This window comes from Pseudomonas sp. GW821-FHT09C09, from assembly GCF_059418105.1.
Map to the genome: position 1 here is coordinate 279698 of NZ_JBWKPF010000009.1, position 16014 is coordinate 295711.

The following is a 16014-nucleotide window of genomic DNA, read 5'->3' on the forward strand; positions in this document are numbered from 1 at the left end:
CATAAAGGCCCCACGTCCACCCCACGACGGCCACTCAAATCTGCCTTGGAGCAAACCATGAAAAAGACCCTGGCCGTTCTGGCTGCCGTGCTGTCGTTTGGCGCTCACGCCAACGAAAAACTGATCGTCGGCGCCACCCCGGTGCCGCACGCGGAAATCCTCGAATTCGTCAAACCGAGCCTGGCCAAGGAAGGCGTGGATCTGGACATCAAGGTCTTCACCGACTTCATCCAGCCCAACCAGCAACTGGCGCTGAAAAACCTCGACGCCAACTACTACCAGTACCGGCCGTTTCTCGATGACTTCAACAAGACCCGCCACACCAATCTGGTGCCGGTGGTCGGCGTGCACATCGAGCCGTTTGGTGCTTACTCGACCAAGATCAAAAACATCTCCGAGCTGAAGGACGGCGCCAGTGTGTCGATCCCCAACGACCCGGTGAACACCGGTCGTGCGTTGGTGCTGTTGCATGAGGCGGGGCTGATCAAACTCAAGGATCCGAGCAACACTCTGGCCACCCAGCGCGACATCGTCGAAAACCCCAAGCATCTGAAAATCCGTGAACTGGAAGGCGCGTTGCTGGCTCGTTCCGTCAGCCAGGTGGACTTGGCCTTCGTGTTCGCCAACTACGCGCTTGAAGCCGGGATCGACACCAACAGCGCGCTGATCGTCGAGAAGGGCAAGAGCCTGTACATCGAATTTCTGGTCGCCCGTCCCGACAATATCAACGATCCGGGCCTGCACAAACTGGCCAAGGCGTTGAATTCCGATGAGGTGCGTCAGTTCATCCTGACCCGCTACAAAGGGCAGATTGCGCCGGGCTTCTGATTGTTCGATTTGACGGTTCCCATGCCATGGGGACCGTCAATCCGGGACATCGAGAAAGTGCGCCCCCGGCCCTTGCTCGCCCAGCACATCGCCCTGATTGCGCAGCGGGCAGGCTTCCATCGACAGGCAGCCGCAGCCGATGCAACCGGTCAGCCGATCCCGCAGCAGCATCAACTGATTGATCCGCTCGTCCAGCTCCCGCCGCCACTGTTCCGACAACACTTTCCAGTCCGCTGCCGTCGGTGCGCGGTTGTCCGGTAGCTGTTTCAGCGCTTCGCCGATTTCCGCCAGCGGAATCCCCAGCCGTTGCGCTACTTTGATCAGCGCCACCCGCCGCAGCACTTCCCGTGGATAACGGCGCTGGTTGCCGGCATTGCGCTGGCTTTTGATCAAACCCTTGGATTCATAGAAATGCAGGGCGGTGACGGCAACACCACTGCGGGCCGCGACTTCGCCGACGGTGAGTTGCCTGTGCAAATTTTCCGCTGTGACCATTTGAAAATTGCCCCTTGACCTCTAGTTAACTCGAGGTTTTACCCTGCAAGCCTTCGAATCGCAAGATTCGCCTGACCGAGTGGGGGCGTTATGCAAGTCACAGCGAAAAATCGCAGCTTCACCCAATTGATCGAATTCGAAATCGAGCCCGGCCAACAACCGGCGCTGGTCTCGGCGCTGACCGTGCAGACCGAGCGTCTGGCCCAGCGTTACGCCGGTTTCGTCAGCGCCAGTGTTCAGGCCAGCGACGATGGCCGGCGGGTGTTGGGTTTCCTGCAATGGCAATCCCGCGAGGCGGGGGAGGCGGCGTTCCAGAGTTTCGAAACCGGCGAGCAGGATTTCTGGCAGTTGATTCGCGCCCATCAGGCGCGCACCGTGACCTTCGGTTCATTCCAGGTGCTGAGCAGCATCGCCCGCAGTCACGACGATGGTTTGCACTGCCTACTGGTGGGCTAGATCGACAGCTGGATCAGGCGCTCGCCCTGCAGGTTTTCCGCGGGCCGCCGCTTGTTCACCGCCAGTTCACCGATCTTGATCAGCCGCGTGCGGGTCACGTTGCGGCTCAGGCCTAGCAGCGCGGCGGTGTGCACCTGGTTGTAATGGCAGAAGCGATAGGCCGAACGCAGCAACGCGTCCTCGACTTTTTCATGCAGGGCGCCGGCCTGATGCTCGAAGAGTTTCTGGAAGGCGCGTTCGAGCAGCGCTTCCGGTGAATCGTCGACGCTGCCGTGCTGATCGTCCGGACGGTCGATGCGCAGGTTCGACAGGCGCAGATCGTCGCGTTCTATCACGCCGTTACGGCAGATCAACAGCGTGTGATGGATGACGTTTTCCAGTTCGCGGATGTTGCCCGGCCAGGTGTAGCCGCGCAGTTTGTGCTCGGCGCCGGGGCTGATGGTGATGCGTCCGTAACCCAGACGCTGACTGTAGGCCTCTATGAAATGCCGGGTCAGCGGCAGGATGTCGCCGGGCCGTTCGCGCAACGGGCTCAGTTCCAGATTGACCACGTTCAGCCGGTAATACAGATCCTCGCGGAAATGCCCGGCGTTGATGGCTTTCTCCAGCTGCACGTTGGTCGCCGCCAGCACCCGCACATCAATGGGAATGCTCTTGCGAGAACCCAGTCGCACCACTTCGCGCTCCTGCAACACCCGCAGCAATTTGACCTGGATCGCCATCGGCAGATCGCCGATCTCATCGAGGAACAAGGTGCCGCCATCCGCCTCTTCGAACCACCCGGCCTTGGCACTGAGGGCGCCAGTGAAGGCGCCTTTTTCATGGCCGAACAATTCGGCCTCCACCAGCGATTCGGAAAACGCCCCGCAGTTGACTGCAATGAACGGCCGGTTGCGCCGGTTGCTCAGGTTATGGATGTGCCGCGCCACCAGCTCCTTGCCGGTGCCGGTTTCACCGATGATCAGTACGCTGGCTTCGCTCGGCGCGACTTGTTGCAGATGCGCGAGCAGGGCCTGGGATTTCGGGTCTTCGAACACCTGGGCAGTGGCGCGAATCGAAGTGGCCAGGGCGGGTGAGGGCGGCAGGGTCAGCAGTTGCATGGGTCTCGCTCCACGAAAGGAAATCAGGAATAGAACGTCGGCACCGGCAGGGACTGGTTCAGCGCCCAGTCGCCCAGCTCATGGAGTTTGTAATCCAGCGGATCGTGCAGGGTTTGCGTGCGCAGGTTGCGCCAGTGTCGGTCGAGGCGTAGCGACGCGTGGGTCGAGCGGGCACCGGTGACTTCGAACAGTCGGCTGCAAATCTCCAGACCCTGGCGACTGGCGGCGACCTTGGCCGTGGCAATCGCCGTGGCCAGGTGTCCGCGCTCTTCGGCACTCAGGTTCGGACCTTTGGACCACGCTTCGTCGAGCAGCGTAGCGGCGCGTTCTACCAGCAGACGGATGCCTTCGAGGGCGACCCAGAATTCGCCGTAATGGGCCAGCACATACGGGTCTTCACGCACCTCGCGCACCGAGGATTTGTGCCAGACCCGAGTTTCGCTGAGGGTGTATTGCCGCGCCTCTTCAAAGGCCCCTTCGGCGATGCCGAGAAACATGTGGGTGAACGTCAGTTGTGCGATCAGCGGGCGCAAGCAAGCGAACGGGGTGCTCAACGGACCCGGATCCAGCAGCAGTTCCGATTCCTCGACCCGCACCCGTTCGAACGTGGCGCTACCGCTGTCGGTCTGGCGCTGGCCGATGTTGTTCCAGTCGTTGTGCAGGGTGATGCCACTGCGACCACTGGGGATCGCCGCGATCAGCAGTTTTCCGCCGTTGCTTTCGTCCACCGCCGAGGCGATCAGCATCTGCGAATCGCTGGCGCCGGAGCAGAAGCTTTTCTTGCCGGAAAACTCGCGCCAGCCACCGAGGTCCTTGACCACGGTGCGGGTGTCCAGCGGATTGAGCGCATTGCCCCAGAACCAGTTCTGTCGCGCGGTCTGCTCAAACCACGGTTGCCATTGTTCGGGGCGGGAAAACAGGCGCACGGTGGCCAGCATCAAGTGATGAAAACCGAAGACGTGGGCGATTGAGCTGTCGACTTTGGCGAACTCGCGCACGACTTCCAGGGTTTCGCTCCAGCGCGCACCGAGGCCGCCGTAACGGGTGGGAATGCTCAGGGCCAGCAGTCCGCTGTCGCGCAGGGCATCGCGCTCGGCTTTCGGTGTGCCGCCGCGCTCGTCGCGCTCGACGGCGGTCAGGGCGAATTCGGCGGCCAGTTGGCGGGCGGTCTGCAAGGGGGAGAGCAGGGTGCTTTGCGGTTTGGCGGTCACTCGGTCTTCCTCAGGCGTTGGCTTTGGCGGGCAGAACATCGTTGGCGATCATTTCGCCGAACGGCCCGGTGAGGTTGGTCACGCCGCGTCCGGCCAGGCTTACATACGGCTCGGGCAGCAGCGGGAAGACCAGCTCGGCAAAGCGGTAGGCTTCTTCGAGATGCGGGTAGCCGGAGAAAATAAAACTCTCGATGCCCAGATCTGCGTATTCCTTGATCCGCGCCGCCACTTGTTGCGGATCGCCCACCAAGGCAGTCCCGGCACCGCCGCGTACCAGGCCGACGCCGGCCCACAGGTTGGGGGCGATTTCCAGGTTGTCGCGGCGCCCGTCGTGCAGGGCGGCCATGCGCCGCTGGCCTTCGGAATCGAAGCGTGAAAAGGATTTCTGCGCGGCCTCGATGGTTTCGTCGCTGATGTGCTCGATCAGCTTGTCGGCGGCTTTCCAGGCTTCTTCCGCGGTCTCGCGCACGATCACGTGCAGGCGAATGCCGAACTTCACTTTGCGCCCGTGACGGGCGGCGCGTTCACGTACGTCGGCAAGTTTTTCGGCGACGGCGGCCGGCGGTTCGCCCCAGGTCAGGTACACGTCGACCTGCTCGGCGGCCAGATCGTGGGCGGCGTCGGAGGAACCGCCGAAGTACAGCGGCGGGTAGGGTTTCTGCACCGGTGGATACAGGGCCTTGGCGTTCTGCACCTTCAGGTGTTTGCCTTCGAAATCCACTGCTTCGCCTTGCAACACGCGGCGCCAGATCTTGAGGAATTCGTCGGTGACCTCGTAGCGTTCGCTGTGGCTGAGGAAGCTGCCGTCGCCACGGTTTTCGTCGGGGTCACCGCCGGTCACAACGTTGATCAGCAAGCGGCCATTGGACAGTCGATCGAGGGTGGCGGCCATACGCGCCGAGACGGTCGGCGAAATGATCCCCGGACGGATCGCCACCAGATAGCGCAGGCGTTCGGTCAACGGCACCAGCGCCGAGGCGATCACCCAAGAGTCTTCGCAGGAACGCCCGGTAGGAATCAGCACGCCGTGGTAACCGAGGCTGTCGGCGGCTTGCGCCACCTGTTTCAGGTAATTGAGGGTGACCGGGCGCGCGCCTTGGGTGGTGCCCAGATAGTGGCCGTCGCCGTGGGTCGGCAGGAACCAGAAAACATCCATGAACAGCTCCTTAAGCGATTTTCAGCAACGGTTTGAGGTGTGCACCGAACAGCGGCGCGGCGCGTTCGGCGGCCAGACGGATGCGCGCTTTCAGCGGCTCGCTGGTGATCTGGTAGTCGGCGAAATCGGCTTCGGTGGCGTACACGCCGATCGGCAGGGTCACGGCCTGGAAGAAACTGAACAGCGGGCGCAACTGATGATCGAGGACCAGCGCATGGCGTTCGCTGCCGCCGGTGGCGGCGAGCAGCACAGGGGTGTCGATCAGCGCATTCAGATCGATCAGATCGAACAAGTGCTTGAGCAGGCCAGGATAGGAACCGCGATACACCGGCGCGGCGACGATCAGCAGGTCAGCCTGTTCGATGGCTTGCAGCTCGGCCTCGATTTCCGCCGGCAATTCCTGACGGGACAGTGCGGCGCCGAGCGGGCGGGCGATGTCGCCGAGTTCGATCAGATGACTCTCGACCGGCAGGTGCCCGGACAATTCAGTCAGCAGGGCCTGGGTCAGCACCAGGGTGCGCGATGGACGCCAGGTTCCGCCGGACAGGGCGACGACTTTCAATGGACGCGACATGGTCAGTTCCTTTTTCAACAGTTGCTCGGCGAGCAGTGAGTAGTCACTGGAGCAGAGCAAGCGCTGTACCAATTCCTGTAAGGCCCGTATTCCGGGGCTTTTAGCGTTGTCGGGGGCTGTGGTCCTGTGACTTTCAGGCCGGTTTGTTGAACCGCTGTTGCCTGGGAAACAGTTGCTGGAGCAACACTGCCGAACGCGATGAAGGATTTATAAAGGCTGACTGTTATTCCGTAAAAGACTGTTAATTGATATTGATAGATTTTTTTTGAATATTCGAAGCCGATCTGTCCGAAACCTGATAGCCACTATTGAGAGCGTTGATTTCTGCCACGACGAGCCCGGGCGTAGCCTTTCTCCATCGACCCACTCTGCTCGCCAGGACGCTCCCATGAATCGTTTACTGACTGTTTCCCTGATGCTCGCTGTCTCCGTGCTCGCCGGTTGCGCGAGCCACGTTTCCCCGGAACTTCGCCCCTACACGGCGGAAGAAACCCGCGAACTGGCCCTCGAAAGCCTGAACCGTCGCGGCTTGTCCTTCGAGGAATACCAGGTGAAAAAAGCCGAATTGCTCGGCCAGCCGCAGAAGCCTTTCGGGTTTGATAACAAGGGTGAAATGAGCGCAGAGCGGGCCGTACAGCTGCACGGTCGTCCTAGCTGATCCGAAACTGTACTGCTCGAAGTTTTACCCAACTGTCCGTGGGTTTGCGCGGCGTCGTGGGATAGGGTCAACACCTGAATGACCCTGACGGACTGCCTGCCATGACCCTCTCGCTTGACCTGTTGCTGGGCTTTGCCCTGTTTGCCCTTGTCACCTCGATCACACCGGGGCCGAACAACACCATGTTGCTGGCATCGGGCGTGAATTTCGGCTTCAACCGCACCATCCCCCATATGCTCGGCATTACCTGCGGCTTCTTCGTCTTGGTGGTAGCGGTGGGATTCGGACTGGGCGCGGTGTTCCAGACTTATCCACTTCTTTACACGGTCCTGCGTTACGTCGGCGCGGCGTACTTGCTGTACCTGGCGTGGAAAATCGCCCATTCCGGCCCGGTCGGCGAAAGCGAATCCGGCGAGGCGAAACCGATCAGCTACCTCGGCGCGGCAGCCTTCCAGTGGGTCAATCCCAAGGCGTGGATCATGGCCATTGGCGCCATCAGCACCTACACGCCAATGCAGGGTTATTTCACCAACGTGATCGTGATCGCTGCTGTGTTCGCCATCATCAACCTGCCGAGCGTCGGCGTCTGGGCGGCGTGCGGGACCTTGCTGCGCAATGTGCTCAAGGATCGTCGCTGGTTGCGGGTGTTCAACTGGGGCATGGCGGCGCTGCTGGTGATTTCGCTGTATCCGTTACTCCTTGAAAGCTTTAGCTGACGCAGTGCTACAACCGCCGGCCCGATGCCTGTTAAAGTCGCGTTCAGGAGCGTTCCTACGCACTTTTAAATGAAGTTGTTCTTCTTTAACGGCATCCGATCAGGTATTGATGACGCTCTCGAACCCGGACGCAGCTCACAAGGCTGCGTCGTGCCGTTTGTAGACACGAGCTTCCTGATCCCGGAACACGCTCTGCGAGTCTTTTTATGAACACACGTCCGCTGTATTTCGATTACGCCGCCACCACTCCGGTGGACGAGCGGGTCATCCAGGTGATGATCGAGTGTCTGGGTTTCAACGGTAATTTCGGCAACCCGGCCTCCAGTTCACACGCCTTCGGCCAGCAGGCCCGGCAATCGGTCGAGAACGCTCGCCGGCAAGTCGCCGAACTGGTCGGCGCCCAGGCGCAACAGATCGTCTGGACCTCCGGTGCGACCGAATCCAACAACCTCGCCCTCAAAGGCGTGGCCCAGGCACGTGGCGTGTCCGGTGGCCACATCATCACCAGTCAGATCGAACACAAGGCCATCCTCGATACCGCCCGACAATTGCAGGACGCCGGTGTCGCTGTCACTTATCTAGTGCCGGACGCCGAGGGCCTGATCACCCCGCAAGCGGTCAGCGAAGCGATGCGCGATGACACCTTTCTGGTGTCGCTGATGCTGGTCAACAACGAGCTCGGCACCGTCAACGACATCCCGGCCATCGGCGAAGTGGTGCGTGGACGCGGGGCCTTGTTCCACGTCGACGCGGCGCAAGGCGCCGGCAAGGTCGCGATCGATCTGGCGCAATGGCCGGTGGATCTCATGTCGTTTTCGGCGCACAAACTCTACGGCCCCAAAGGCATCGGCGCGCTGTACGTCGGCCCGCGTGCGCAACAGCGCTTGCAGGCGCAGATTCACGGTGGCGGTCACGAGGGCGGCTTGCGTTCCGGTACCTTGGCGACTCACCAGATTGCTGCCATGGGCTCGGCGTTTGCCCTGGCTGCCGAGGCCTTTGATGACGAGAAGAAAACCATCGTCGCGCTGCGCGAGCGACTGCTCGAACAACTGTTGAGCCTGCCCGGCGTGCGCCTCAATGGCAGCGTTACTCAACGAATTCCGCACACCTTGAGCCTGACCTTCAGCGAAGGCGAGTTCAACCCGGCGGCGCTGAGCCATTCGATTGCGTTTTCCGCGACTTCGGCCTGCAACTCCGCCAGCAACACACCGTCCCACGTTTTGCTGGCATTGGGGCACGATGCACATCTGGCCGGCCGCACCATTCGCCTGAGCCTCGGCCGTTTCACCACCACCGAGGACATCGACAAGGCTGTAGATCTGATCAAGACCGCCTGCGCCAGTGCTCCGGCATTCTGGGCGGCAGGGCTTTAACGAGCCGGCTTCGAACGGCACCGAACAATAACGATGAAGTGATTGGCAGGAGACACGATGAGTACCCAGACTTTGACCGAAGGAACGGTTCCCCAGCGCCTGGCGCACACCCGCGAACTGATGCGTCGCGAAGGCATTCACGCACTGCTGGTGCCATCCGCCGACCCGCACCTGTCGGAGTACCTGCCGGGTTACTGGCAGGGGCGGCAATGGTTGTCGGGTTTCCATGGCTCGGTCGGCACGTTGATTGTTACCACCGATTTCGCCGGGGTCTGGGCCGACAGTCGTTACTGGGAACAGGCGACCAAGGAACTCAAGGGCAGCGGCATCGAACTGGTGAAGCTGCAACCGGGTCAGCCGAGCCCGCTGGACTGGCTCGCCGAGCAAACACCGGAAGGTGGCGTGGTCGCAGTCGATGGCGCGGTCATGGCCGTGGCGTCGGCGCGGACCCTGGGTAGCAAGCTCGAAGCGCGGGGCGCGAGCCTGCGTACCGACCTCGACCTGTTGAACGAAGTCTGGAGCGACCGTCCGGGCCTGCCGAACGCGCCGATCTATCAACACTTGCCGCCGCAGGCGACCGTCAGCCGTGGCGTGAAACTCGCCCAGTTGCGTGAAACCCTGCAGGAACGCGGCGCCGACTGGCACTTCATCGCCACCCTCGACGATATCGCCTGGCTGTTCAACCTGCGCGGCGGCGATGTGTCGTTCAACCCGGTGTTCGTTTCTTTTGCCTTGATCGGTCAGCAACAGGCCACGCTGTTTGTGGCGTTGAGCAAGGTCGACGCTGATCTGCGCGCCGTGCTGGAAAAAGACGGCGTGACTCTGCGCGACTACAGCGAAGTTGCCGAGGCCTTGGCTGCGATCCCGAACGGCGCGAGCCTGCTGGTGGATCCCGCGCGGGTGACCAGCGGCCTGCTGGGCAACCTCGACAGCGCTGTGAAACTGGTCGAAGGCCTGAATCCGACCACATTGGCCAAATCACAAAAAAGCCCGGCGGATGCCGAGCACATTCGTCAGGCGATGGAGCAGGACGGCGCGGCGCTGTGCGAGTTCTTCACCTGGCTGGAATCGGCCTGGGGTCGCGAGCGCATTACCGAGCTGACCATTGACGAGAAACTCACTGCGGCCCGTGAGCGTCGTCCGGATTATGTGTCGCTGAGTTTCAATACCATCGCTGCGTACAACGCCAACGGTGCGATGCCGCACTACCACGCCACCCTGGAAGAGCACGCGGTGATCGAGGGTGACGGCTTGCTGCTGATCGATTCCGGTGGCCAATACCTGGGCGGTACCACCGACATCACACGCATGGTGGCGGTCGGCACGCCGAGCGCAGAACAGAAACGTGACTGCACCCGCGTGTTGAAGGGCGTTATCGCATTGTCCCGCGCACATTTCCCGAAAGGCATTCTGTCGCCGCTGCTGGATGCGATCGCCCGCGCGCCGATCTGGGCCGAGAACGTGGATTACGGTCATGGCACCGGTCACGGCGTAGGTTATTTCCTCAATGTGCACGAAGGTCCGCAGGTGATTGCCTATCAGGCTGCACCGGCGCCGCAAACCGCCATGCAACCGGGGATGATCACTTCCATCGAACCGGGTACTTATCGTCCGGGCCGCTGGGGTGTGCGGATCGAGAACCTGGCAATGAACGTAGTTGCTGGAAGTAGCGAGTTCGGCGAATTCCTCAAGTTCGAAACCCTGACCCTGTGCCCGATCGACACCCGTTGCCTGGAACCGTCCTTGCTCACGCAGGAAGAAAAACAATGGTTCAACGCCTATCACGCCGAAGTGCGCGAGCGTTTGAGTCCGTTGCTCAGCGGTGAGGCGCTGGCGTGGCTGAACACGCGTACTGCCGCTATTTAATGGGTTGAAGCTCGGGCGCTGTTGCCAGCGCCCGGGTCATGTACTCGACAAACGCGTTGACCCTGGCGGACTGACGACGGTTCGCCGGGGACACGGCGTGTATCGGCAGTGATCGGGTCTGGTAGTCCTGCAACAGGGCGATCACTCGACCGGCCTTCAAGTCCTCGCTGAACAGCCAGACCGGTGACAGCGAAATTCCCAACCCCCCCAGAACCATTTCGCGGATCGCCTCGGAGTTGTTGCTCTGGGCGTTGCCTTTGATGCGCACCTCATGGCGCTGGCCGTCCTTTTCGTAAGTCCACAGGTTTTGCGATTCGAGCTGGTTGAATTGCAGGCAGTTGTGCTGCGCCAGACCCTGCGGCGATTGCGGATGTTCATGGTGTTGCAGATAGGCAGGTGCCGCAACGGTGACGCGGTGGGTGGTGCCGATTCGTCGGGCGATCATGCCGCTGTCGTTCAACTCGCCGATGCGCAGGCTGACATCCAGGCCTTCGCTGACCAGATCCAGGTTCTGGTCGTTCAGGTGCAGGTCGATCTGAATCTGTGGGTATAGCTTGAGAAAATCGGGGAGTCTTGGAGCGATCTGCAGGCGGCCGAAGCTGACTGATGAGCCGATGCGTAACGCCCCGGCGATTGTTTCCCGACCGGACTGGAAACTGTGTTCGGCAGCATCCACCGCTGCAAGAATATTCCGGCATTCGTTGTAGTACCGCTGACCTTCATCGGTCAGCGACAGCTTGCGCGTACTGCGGGCAATCAGCTTGCCGCCCAGCTGGGTTTCCAGGGCGCGCAGAACTTTGCTGATGGTGGGTTGGGTGGTTTGCAGCTCCCGGGCCACGGCGGAAAAACTACCGCGTTCGACCACCCGGACGAAGATTGCCATTGCGTTGAGCTTGTCCACGGAGCGCCTCATTCATGCTGGTTTGGCATGATCACTATAGTCTTTTGGCTTCTTATCGGCATGAGTCGGTTGGGAGAACATGGCTCCACTTTCTCCCACAGGAATGACCGAAATGACTGACTCACTGCACATGAATGCCCTGATAGTGGACACCGCCAATGGGCCGCTACGCTTGGTTTCACTTGAACGCCCCGTGGCGGGGGCCGGACAGGTATTGGTGCGGATCAAGGCCAGCGGAGTGAATCCGCTGGATCTGAAAATTCGTGCCGGGCAGGCCGCCCATGCTCGACAGCCGTTGCCAGCAGTGTTGGGGCTGGATCTGGCGGGTGTGATCGAAGTTGTGGGTGAGGGCGTGCAGGGGTGGGCGCCGGGCGATGAGGTTTATGCGTTGGCGACCGGCATTGGCGGCGTGCAGGGTTCGCTGGCCGAATTTGCGGTGGTTGATGCGCGGCTTTTGGCGCGGAAGCCGGCCAATCTGAGCATGCGTGAGGCCGCAGGGTTACCGCTGGTGCTGATTACTGCGTGGGAAGGCCTGGTAAATCGGGCTCGGGTGAGTGCCGGGAAAAAAGTATTGATTCACGGTGGGGCGGGTGGCGTCGGGCATGTGGCGGTGCAAATTGCCCACGCATTCGGTGCCGAGGTTTTTGCGACGGGGTCCGCAGGGCAGCGCGGGATTATTGAAGGTTATGGCGCAACGTTCATTGATTACCGAGAGATGTCGGTTGACGACTATGTCCGCGAGTACACGGCGGGGGAGGGGTTCGATATCGTTTATGACACGGTCGGCGGTGAAACGCTGGATGCGTCCTTCAAGGCTGCGCGCATCTACCACGGGCATGTGCTGAGTTGCCTCGGGTGGGGGCAGCATAGTCTGGCGCCGCTGTCATTCCGGGGGGCGACCTACTCTGGTGTGTTTACCTTGTTGCCGCTGCTGACTGGAAAGGGTGGCGAGCATCATGGCGAGATCCTGCGCCAGGCTGCCTTGTTGATTGAAGCCGGAGAGGTGAAGCCGCTGATTGATGCACGTCGTTTTACGCTTGAATCAGCCGGCGAGGCCCATGAGCTGCTTTCGTCGAAAGCAGCCCGGGGACGTCTGGTGGTAGAGATCTAGCGCAGGGCTTCTTCGACGAAGTCGAGCCGGTCCTGACCGAAGAACAACTGGTTGCCGATGAACATGCTCGGCGCACCGAAGACGCCACGCTTCACGGCTGTCTCGGTGTTGTCCTTGAGGGCAGTCTTGACCGCTTCATCATTGGTCAGTGCCAGTACCTGCTCAGGATTGAAGCCGTGTTCGGTCAGCACCGCTGCAACCGTTGCCGGTTCATCGAGGCTGCGACCCTCAACCCACAACGCTTTGAACAGGCAATCGATGAACGCCTGGAAGCGCTCCGGGTGGCGCAATTGAATGCCGGTCACCGCCCGCATCAGCATCAGGGTATTGATCGGAAAGTGCGGGTTGAATTTCAGGGGGACGCCGTAGCGATTGGCGTAGCGGTCCAAGTCTTTAAACATGTAGCGGCCCTTGGCCGGGATCATCGCCGGTGAGGCGTTGCCGGTGGCTTTGAACACGCCGCCCAGCAGCATCGGGATATAGATCAGCTGGCTGCCGGTCTTGGCGCAGATTCCTGGCAGCTGGGTGTACGCCAGATAGGTGGCGGGGCTGCCGAGGTCGAAGTAGAACTCCACGGTTTTGCTCATGATCGCTGCACTCATTGTTGTTATTGGGAGGGGTTACCAGCGTTCGTTCCAGGGGCGCAGATCCAGCTCGAAGGTCCAGGCGTCCCTTGGCTGGCTGTGCAGGTACCAATAGTTCTCGGCGATGTGCTCTGGATTGAGAATACCGTCCTGATCCTTGGTGGCGTACTTGTCGGGGAAATTGTCGCGGATGAAGTCGGTATCGATGGCGCCGTCGACCACAATGTGGGCAACGTGAATGTTCATCGGACCGAGCTCCCGGGCCATGCTCTGCGCCAGTGCGCGGATGCCATGCTTGGCGCCGGCGAATGCGGCAAAGCCGGAGGCCCCGCGCAACCCGGCCGTGGCGCCGGTGAACAAAATGGTGCCGCGCTTGCGCGTGACCATGCGCCTGGCGACTTCGCGGGCATTGAGGAATCCGGAGAAACAGGCCATTTCCCAGATCTTGAAATACTTGCGTGCGGTTTCTTCGAGAATACTGCAAGGCACGTTGGCGCCGATGTTGAAAACGAACGCTTCAATCGGTCCTAGACGGGTTTCGATATCTTCGATGAGCGCAATCACGTCTTCTTCCTTGCGCGCATCGCAGGCAAAACCGTGGGCTTCGCCGCCGTCTGCCTGAATGGCTTCCACCAATGGCTGCAATTTGTCGGCGCTGCGCCGTGTGACGCAAACGATGAAACCTTCCCTGGCAAACCTCTTGGCGATGGCACCGCCCGTGGCATCACCTGCACCGACAACCAATACGACCTTCTTGTTATTCATGGGTGGATCCCTTTAGTAAACGATCGTTAAGTGAACGAACGTTATGCTAGGATTTGCCCAGCGTCAAGGCAGTCCATTGCGAGGGCAAATACATGCGGTACTCCGCCGGTCACAAGCTTGAAACCAAAGAAAAGCTACTGCAAAGCAGCTCGCTGTCTGCAAAAAAAGCCGGGTTTTCAACCATGGGCGTCGACGGCTTGATGAAGGCGATCGGCCTCAGTGGCGCGGCTTTCTACAGCCATTTCTCATCCAAGGATGCGTTGTTCGCGGCTATTGTCGAGCGCGAGTTGTGCCAGAGCCTGGAACGGCTGGGCGGGCGGGGTGAACAGGATCGCGAACGGTTGGAACGGTGCCTGAAGCTATATTTGAGCATGGCTCATGTCGAGCAACCTGAGCTGGGTTGCGCGTTACCGGCACTGGGCGCCGAGATTGCGCGCTCGGATGTCGTCGTGCGGGAACAGGCGGAACTGTGGATTTGTCGACTTCAGGAAAGTTGGGCGCAGATTCTGGAGAGCGACAGCCTGGCCTGGGCGATTCTGTCGCAATGTGTCGGGGCATTGGTGGTGGCGCGGATGTTGGCATCCCCGCAGATTCAGCAGCGAGTGCTGGAGTCCAGTCACGAAGAAATTGGCCGCCAGCTCGCCGTTCAGCGAGCGCAATAGCGGCGGTGATTTATTTGCAGATGACGATCATGCTTCGGCTGGTATAGCCGGCGGGGTTGAGGCCGAAGGGATAATCACCCGGCTCTTCCACCGCATCCCCTGATTTGGCGATGACTTTGTAACCCTTCGGCGCGCAGGAGTTGGCGGCACTGGTGTAGCACTTGTCCCAGGAGGAGGAAAGCCCTGAACAGTTGATGTGCAGCCCTTTTTTGCCGTGCTTTACCTGAGCCTTGGAGGTCGCCGCGCATCCCGAAATGGCGAGTACGGCGATCAGTATCAAAATTCGTTTCATTACCGTCCTTATGGCGGCCTCGAGTCTGGCGCTCGGGTCTGCCTGCATTCGCTCTCGCTTGACGCGTTCCGATGTCCCTATCCGAAAAAGTCCATATCTGGCACTGAGTTGCGAGGCTAAACATGGCCTAAATGAGCGGCAAATGCCAGACCTTCGTTACAGCCGCTTTCAATCGGCCGCAATCACGGGCTTGGCATGGCTGCCCATGGTCATCGTTGCACCGACCGAAGCCAGAATAATGCAGAGGATGGCCATCCATTGTGACAAGGAGAGATATTCCTGCAGGAACAGCAGTCCTGATAGCGCACCAAATGCAGGTTCGATACTCATCAGCGTACCGAAAGTACGGGCGGGCATACGGGTGAGGGCGACCATTTCCAGGGTGTAGGGCAGGGCGGTGGAAAGTATTGCGACACCAATGGCTATCGGGATCAATGAGGGCGTCAGCAATGCGGCGCCGGCGTGGACGATGCCGATGGGGGCGACGAACAGTGCCGCGATCATCACGCCCAGTGCCGCAGTCGTCACGCCGTTGTCAGCGCCGGCCTTCTGACCGAAGAGAATGTAGAGGGCCCAGCAAACACCAGCGCCCAGCGCATAGGCCACACCGGTAAGGTCGAGACCCGCTGTCGCTGCACCTGTTGGTATCAGTAGCAGCAATCCGACGGCGGCAAGGGCGATCCAGAGGAAGTCGATTGCACGACGGGACGCGTAGATGGCGACGGCCAGCGGCCCGGTGAACTCCAGCGCAACCGCAATACCGAGCGGCACGGTACGCAAGGACATATAGAAGAGGAAGTTCATGCCGCCCAGCGCCATCCCGTACACGATCACGGTACGTAGCGATCTGGCCGTCAGCTTTGCCCTCCAGGGTCTCAGCAATAGCAGCATGATCACGCTGGCGAACATCAGGCGTAGCGTCGTTGTGCCTTGGGCGCCCACGATGGGGAACATGCTTTTGGCCAGAGACGCGCCTGACTGGATCGATGCCATGGCGATCAATATCAGGCCAACCGGAAACAGGATGGATACAAGACTGCGGGGTTGGTCGTTCATTGCGCGGCATCGTCCGATAGTAAAGGCAGTAGAAGGCACTGACTGAGTGATGGGCAATATACTGCGCATTCGCTGGTGTTGCGTCTATATATAAGCGGGCTTTTTGATTCGACTGATAGAAAAACCAAATTAGGGGTTGACGGCAGATTCTGAGTCTCTATAATTCGCCCCACTTCCGGCGCAGTCGAAACGGAAAACTCCTTGAGATTC

At 60.5% G+C, this 16014-nt stretch carries 18 protein-coding genes; 8 read left to right on the forward strand and 10 right to left on the reverse strand.

The window, feature by feature from the left end:
- The first annotated feature begins 57 nt into the window (after positions 1-57).
- Positions 58-828, forward strand: a complete 771-nt coding sequence (locus AC07NR_RS25935; RefSeq protein WP_495079761.1) for a MetQ/NlpA family ABC transporter substrate-binding protein — start codon at positions 58-60, stop codon at positions 826-828.
- Between the two features lie 36 nt (positions 829-864).
- Here AC07NR_RS25935 and soxR read toward each other — a convergent pair whose 3' ends face one another.
- The gene (gene soxR, locus AC07NR_RS25940; protein WP_085710691.1) at positions 865-1323 is read right to left on the reverse strand and encodes a redox-sensitive transcriptional activator SoxR; all 459 of its coding nucleotides are present in this window, start codon (positions 1321-1323) and stop codon (positions 865-867) included.
- 90 nt (positions 1324-1413) lie between these two features.
- Between soxR and AC07NR_RS25945 the strand changes: the two genes are divergently transcribed.
- On the forward strand, positions 1414-1779 hold the full coding sequence (locus tag AC07NR_RS25945; RefSeq protein WP_495079762.1) for an antibiotic biosynthesis monooxygenase: 366 nt from the start codon (positions 1414-1416) through the stop codon (positions 1777-1779).
- Here AC07NR_RS25945 and AC07NR_RS25950 read toward each other — a convergent pair.
- The 4 genes from AC07NR_RS25950 to msuE are packed head-to-tail and all read right to left on the reverse strand — an operon-like array spanning position 1776 to position 5820.
- Entirely contained in the window at positions 1776-2879 is a 1104-nt protein-coding gene (locus AC07NR_RS25950; protein WP_495079763.1) for a sigma-54 interaction domain-containing protein, read from the reverse strand. The two genes, AC07NR_RS25945 and AC07NR_RS25950, sit on opposite strands and share 4 nt — an antisense overlap.
- Before the next feature lie 23 nt (positions 2880-2902).
- Positions 2903-4090, reverse strand: a complete 1188-nt coding sequence (locus AC07NR_RS25955; RefSeq protein WP_495079764.1) for an acyl-CoA dehydrogenase family protein — start codon at positions 4088-4090, stop codon at positions 2903-2905.
- Positions 4091-4100: 10 nt separating this feature from the next.
- Positions 4101-5246 carry an FMNH2-dependent alkanesulfonate monooxygenase gene (ssuD, locus tag AC07NR_RS25960; protein ID WP_495079765.1) on the reverse strand — a complete coding sequence of 382 codons (1146 nt, stop codon included), beginning with the start codon at positions 5244-5246 and terminating at the stop codon, positions 4101-4103.
- Between the two features lie 10 nt (positions 5247-5256).
- Positions 5257-5820, reverse strand: a complete 564-nt coding sequence (msuE, locus tag AC07NR_RS25965; protein ID WP_134827613.1) for an FMN reductase — start codon at positions 5818-5820, stop codon at positions 5257-5259.
- A gap of 388 nt (positions 5821-6208) precedes the next feature.
- Between msuE and AC07NR_RS25970 the strand changes: the two genes are divergently transcribed.
- The 4 genes from AC07NR_RS25970 to AC07NR_RS25985 all read left to right on the forward strand — a co-directional run bounded on the left by AC07NR_RS25970 (position 6209) and on the right by AC07NR_RS25985 (position 10433).
- A complete protein-coding gene (locus AC07NR_RS25970) occupies positions 6209-6478 on the forward strand; it encodes a hypothetical protein (protein WP_248743764.1) in 270 nt (89 codons plus the stop codon).
- Between the two features lie 101 nt (positions 6479-6579).
- The gene (locus tag AC07NR_RS25975) at positions 6580-7194 is read left to right on the forward strand and encodes a LysE family translocator (protein ID WP_085710685.1); all 615 of its coding nucleotides are present in this window, start codon (positions 6580-6582) and stop codon (positions 7192-7194) included.
- A gap of 206 nt (positions 7195-7400) precedes the next feature.
- The gene (locus AC07NR_RS25980; RefSeq protein ID WP_495079766.1) at positions 7401-8567 is read left to right on the forward strand and encodes an aminotransferase class V-fold PLP-dependent enzyme; all 1167 of its coding nucleotides are present in this window, start codon (positions 7401-7403) and stop codon (positions 8565-8567) included.
- Between the two features lie 57 nt (positions 8568-8624).
- Positions 8625-10433 (forward strand): aminopeptidase P family protein, encoded by a 1809-nt coding sequence (locus AC07NR_RS25985; protein ID WP_495079767.1) that lies wholly within the window; start codon positions 8625-8627, stop codon positions 10431-10433.
- Here AC07NR_RS25985 and AC07NR_RS25990 read toward each other — a convergent pair.
- Positions 10426-11334 (reverse strand): LysR family transcriptional regulator, encoded by a 909-nt coding sequence (locus AC07NR_RS25990; protein WP_495079768.1) that lies wholly within the window; start codon positions 11332-11334, stop codon positions 10426-10428. The two genes, AC07NR_RS25985 and AC07NR_RS25990, sit on opposite strands and share 8 nt — an antisense overlap.
- A gap of 112 nt (positions 11335-11446) precedes the next feature.
- Between AC07NR_RS25990 and AC07NR_RS25995 the strand changes: the two genes are divergently transcribed.
- Entirely contained in the window at positions 11447-12445 is a 999-nt protein-coding gene (locus AC07NR_RS25995) for a zinc-dependent alcohol dehydrogenase family protein (RefSeq protein ID WP_495079769.1), read from the forward strand.
- Here the strand turns inward: AC07NR_RS25995 and AC07NR_RS26000 are convergent.
- Together AC07NR_RS26000 and AC07NR_RS26005 are read right to left on the reverse strand one after the other, a co-directional pair.
- Positions 12442-13032 carry a 2-hydroxychromene-2-carboxylate isomerase gene (locus AC07NR_RS26000; RefSeq protein WP_495079770.1) on the reverse strand — a complete coding sequence of 197 codons (591 nt, stop codon included), beginning with the start codon at positions 13030-13032 and terminating at the stop codon, positions 12442-12444. The genes AC07NR_RS25995 and AC07NR_RS26000 overlap by 4 nt on opposite strands.
- 33 nt (positions 13033-13065) lie before the next feature.
- A complete protein-coding gene (locus tag AC07NR_RS26005) occupies positions 13066-13794 on the reverse strand; it encodes an SDR family oxidoreductase (RefSeq protein ID WP_495079771.1) in 729 nt (242 codons plus the stop codon).
- 92 nt (positions 13795-13886) lie between these two features.
- On the opposite strand from AC07NR_RS26005, the gene AC07NR_RS26010 reads away from it, so the two are divergent.
- A complete protein-coding gene (locus tag AC07NR_RS26010; protein ID WP_085710678.1) occupies positions 13887-14456 on the forward strand; it encodes a TetR/AcrR family transcriptional regulator in 570 nt (189 codons plus the stop codon).
- 10 nt (positions 14457-14466) lie between these two features.
- Here the strand turns inward: AC07NR_RS26010 and AC07NR_RS26015 are convergent, their stop codons facing one another.
- Positions 14467-14748 (reverse strand): hypothetical protein, encoded by a 282-nt coding sequence (locus tag AC07NR_RS26015; protein ID WP_096821152.1) that lies wholly within the window; start codon positions 14746-14748, stop codon positions 14467-14469.
- A 168-nt stretch (positions 14749-14916) separates the two neighbouring features.
- Positions 14917-15804 carry a threonine/homoserine exporter RhtA gene (rhtA, locus tag AC07NR_RS26020; RefSeq protein WP_085710677.1) on the reverse strand — a complete coding sequence of 296 codons (888 nt, stop codon included), beginning with the start codon at positions 15802-15804 and terminating at the stop codon, positions 14917-14919.
- Positions 15805-16014 lie beyond the last annotated feature (210 nt).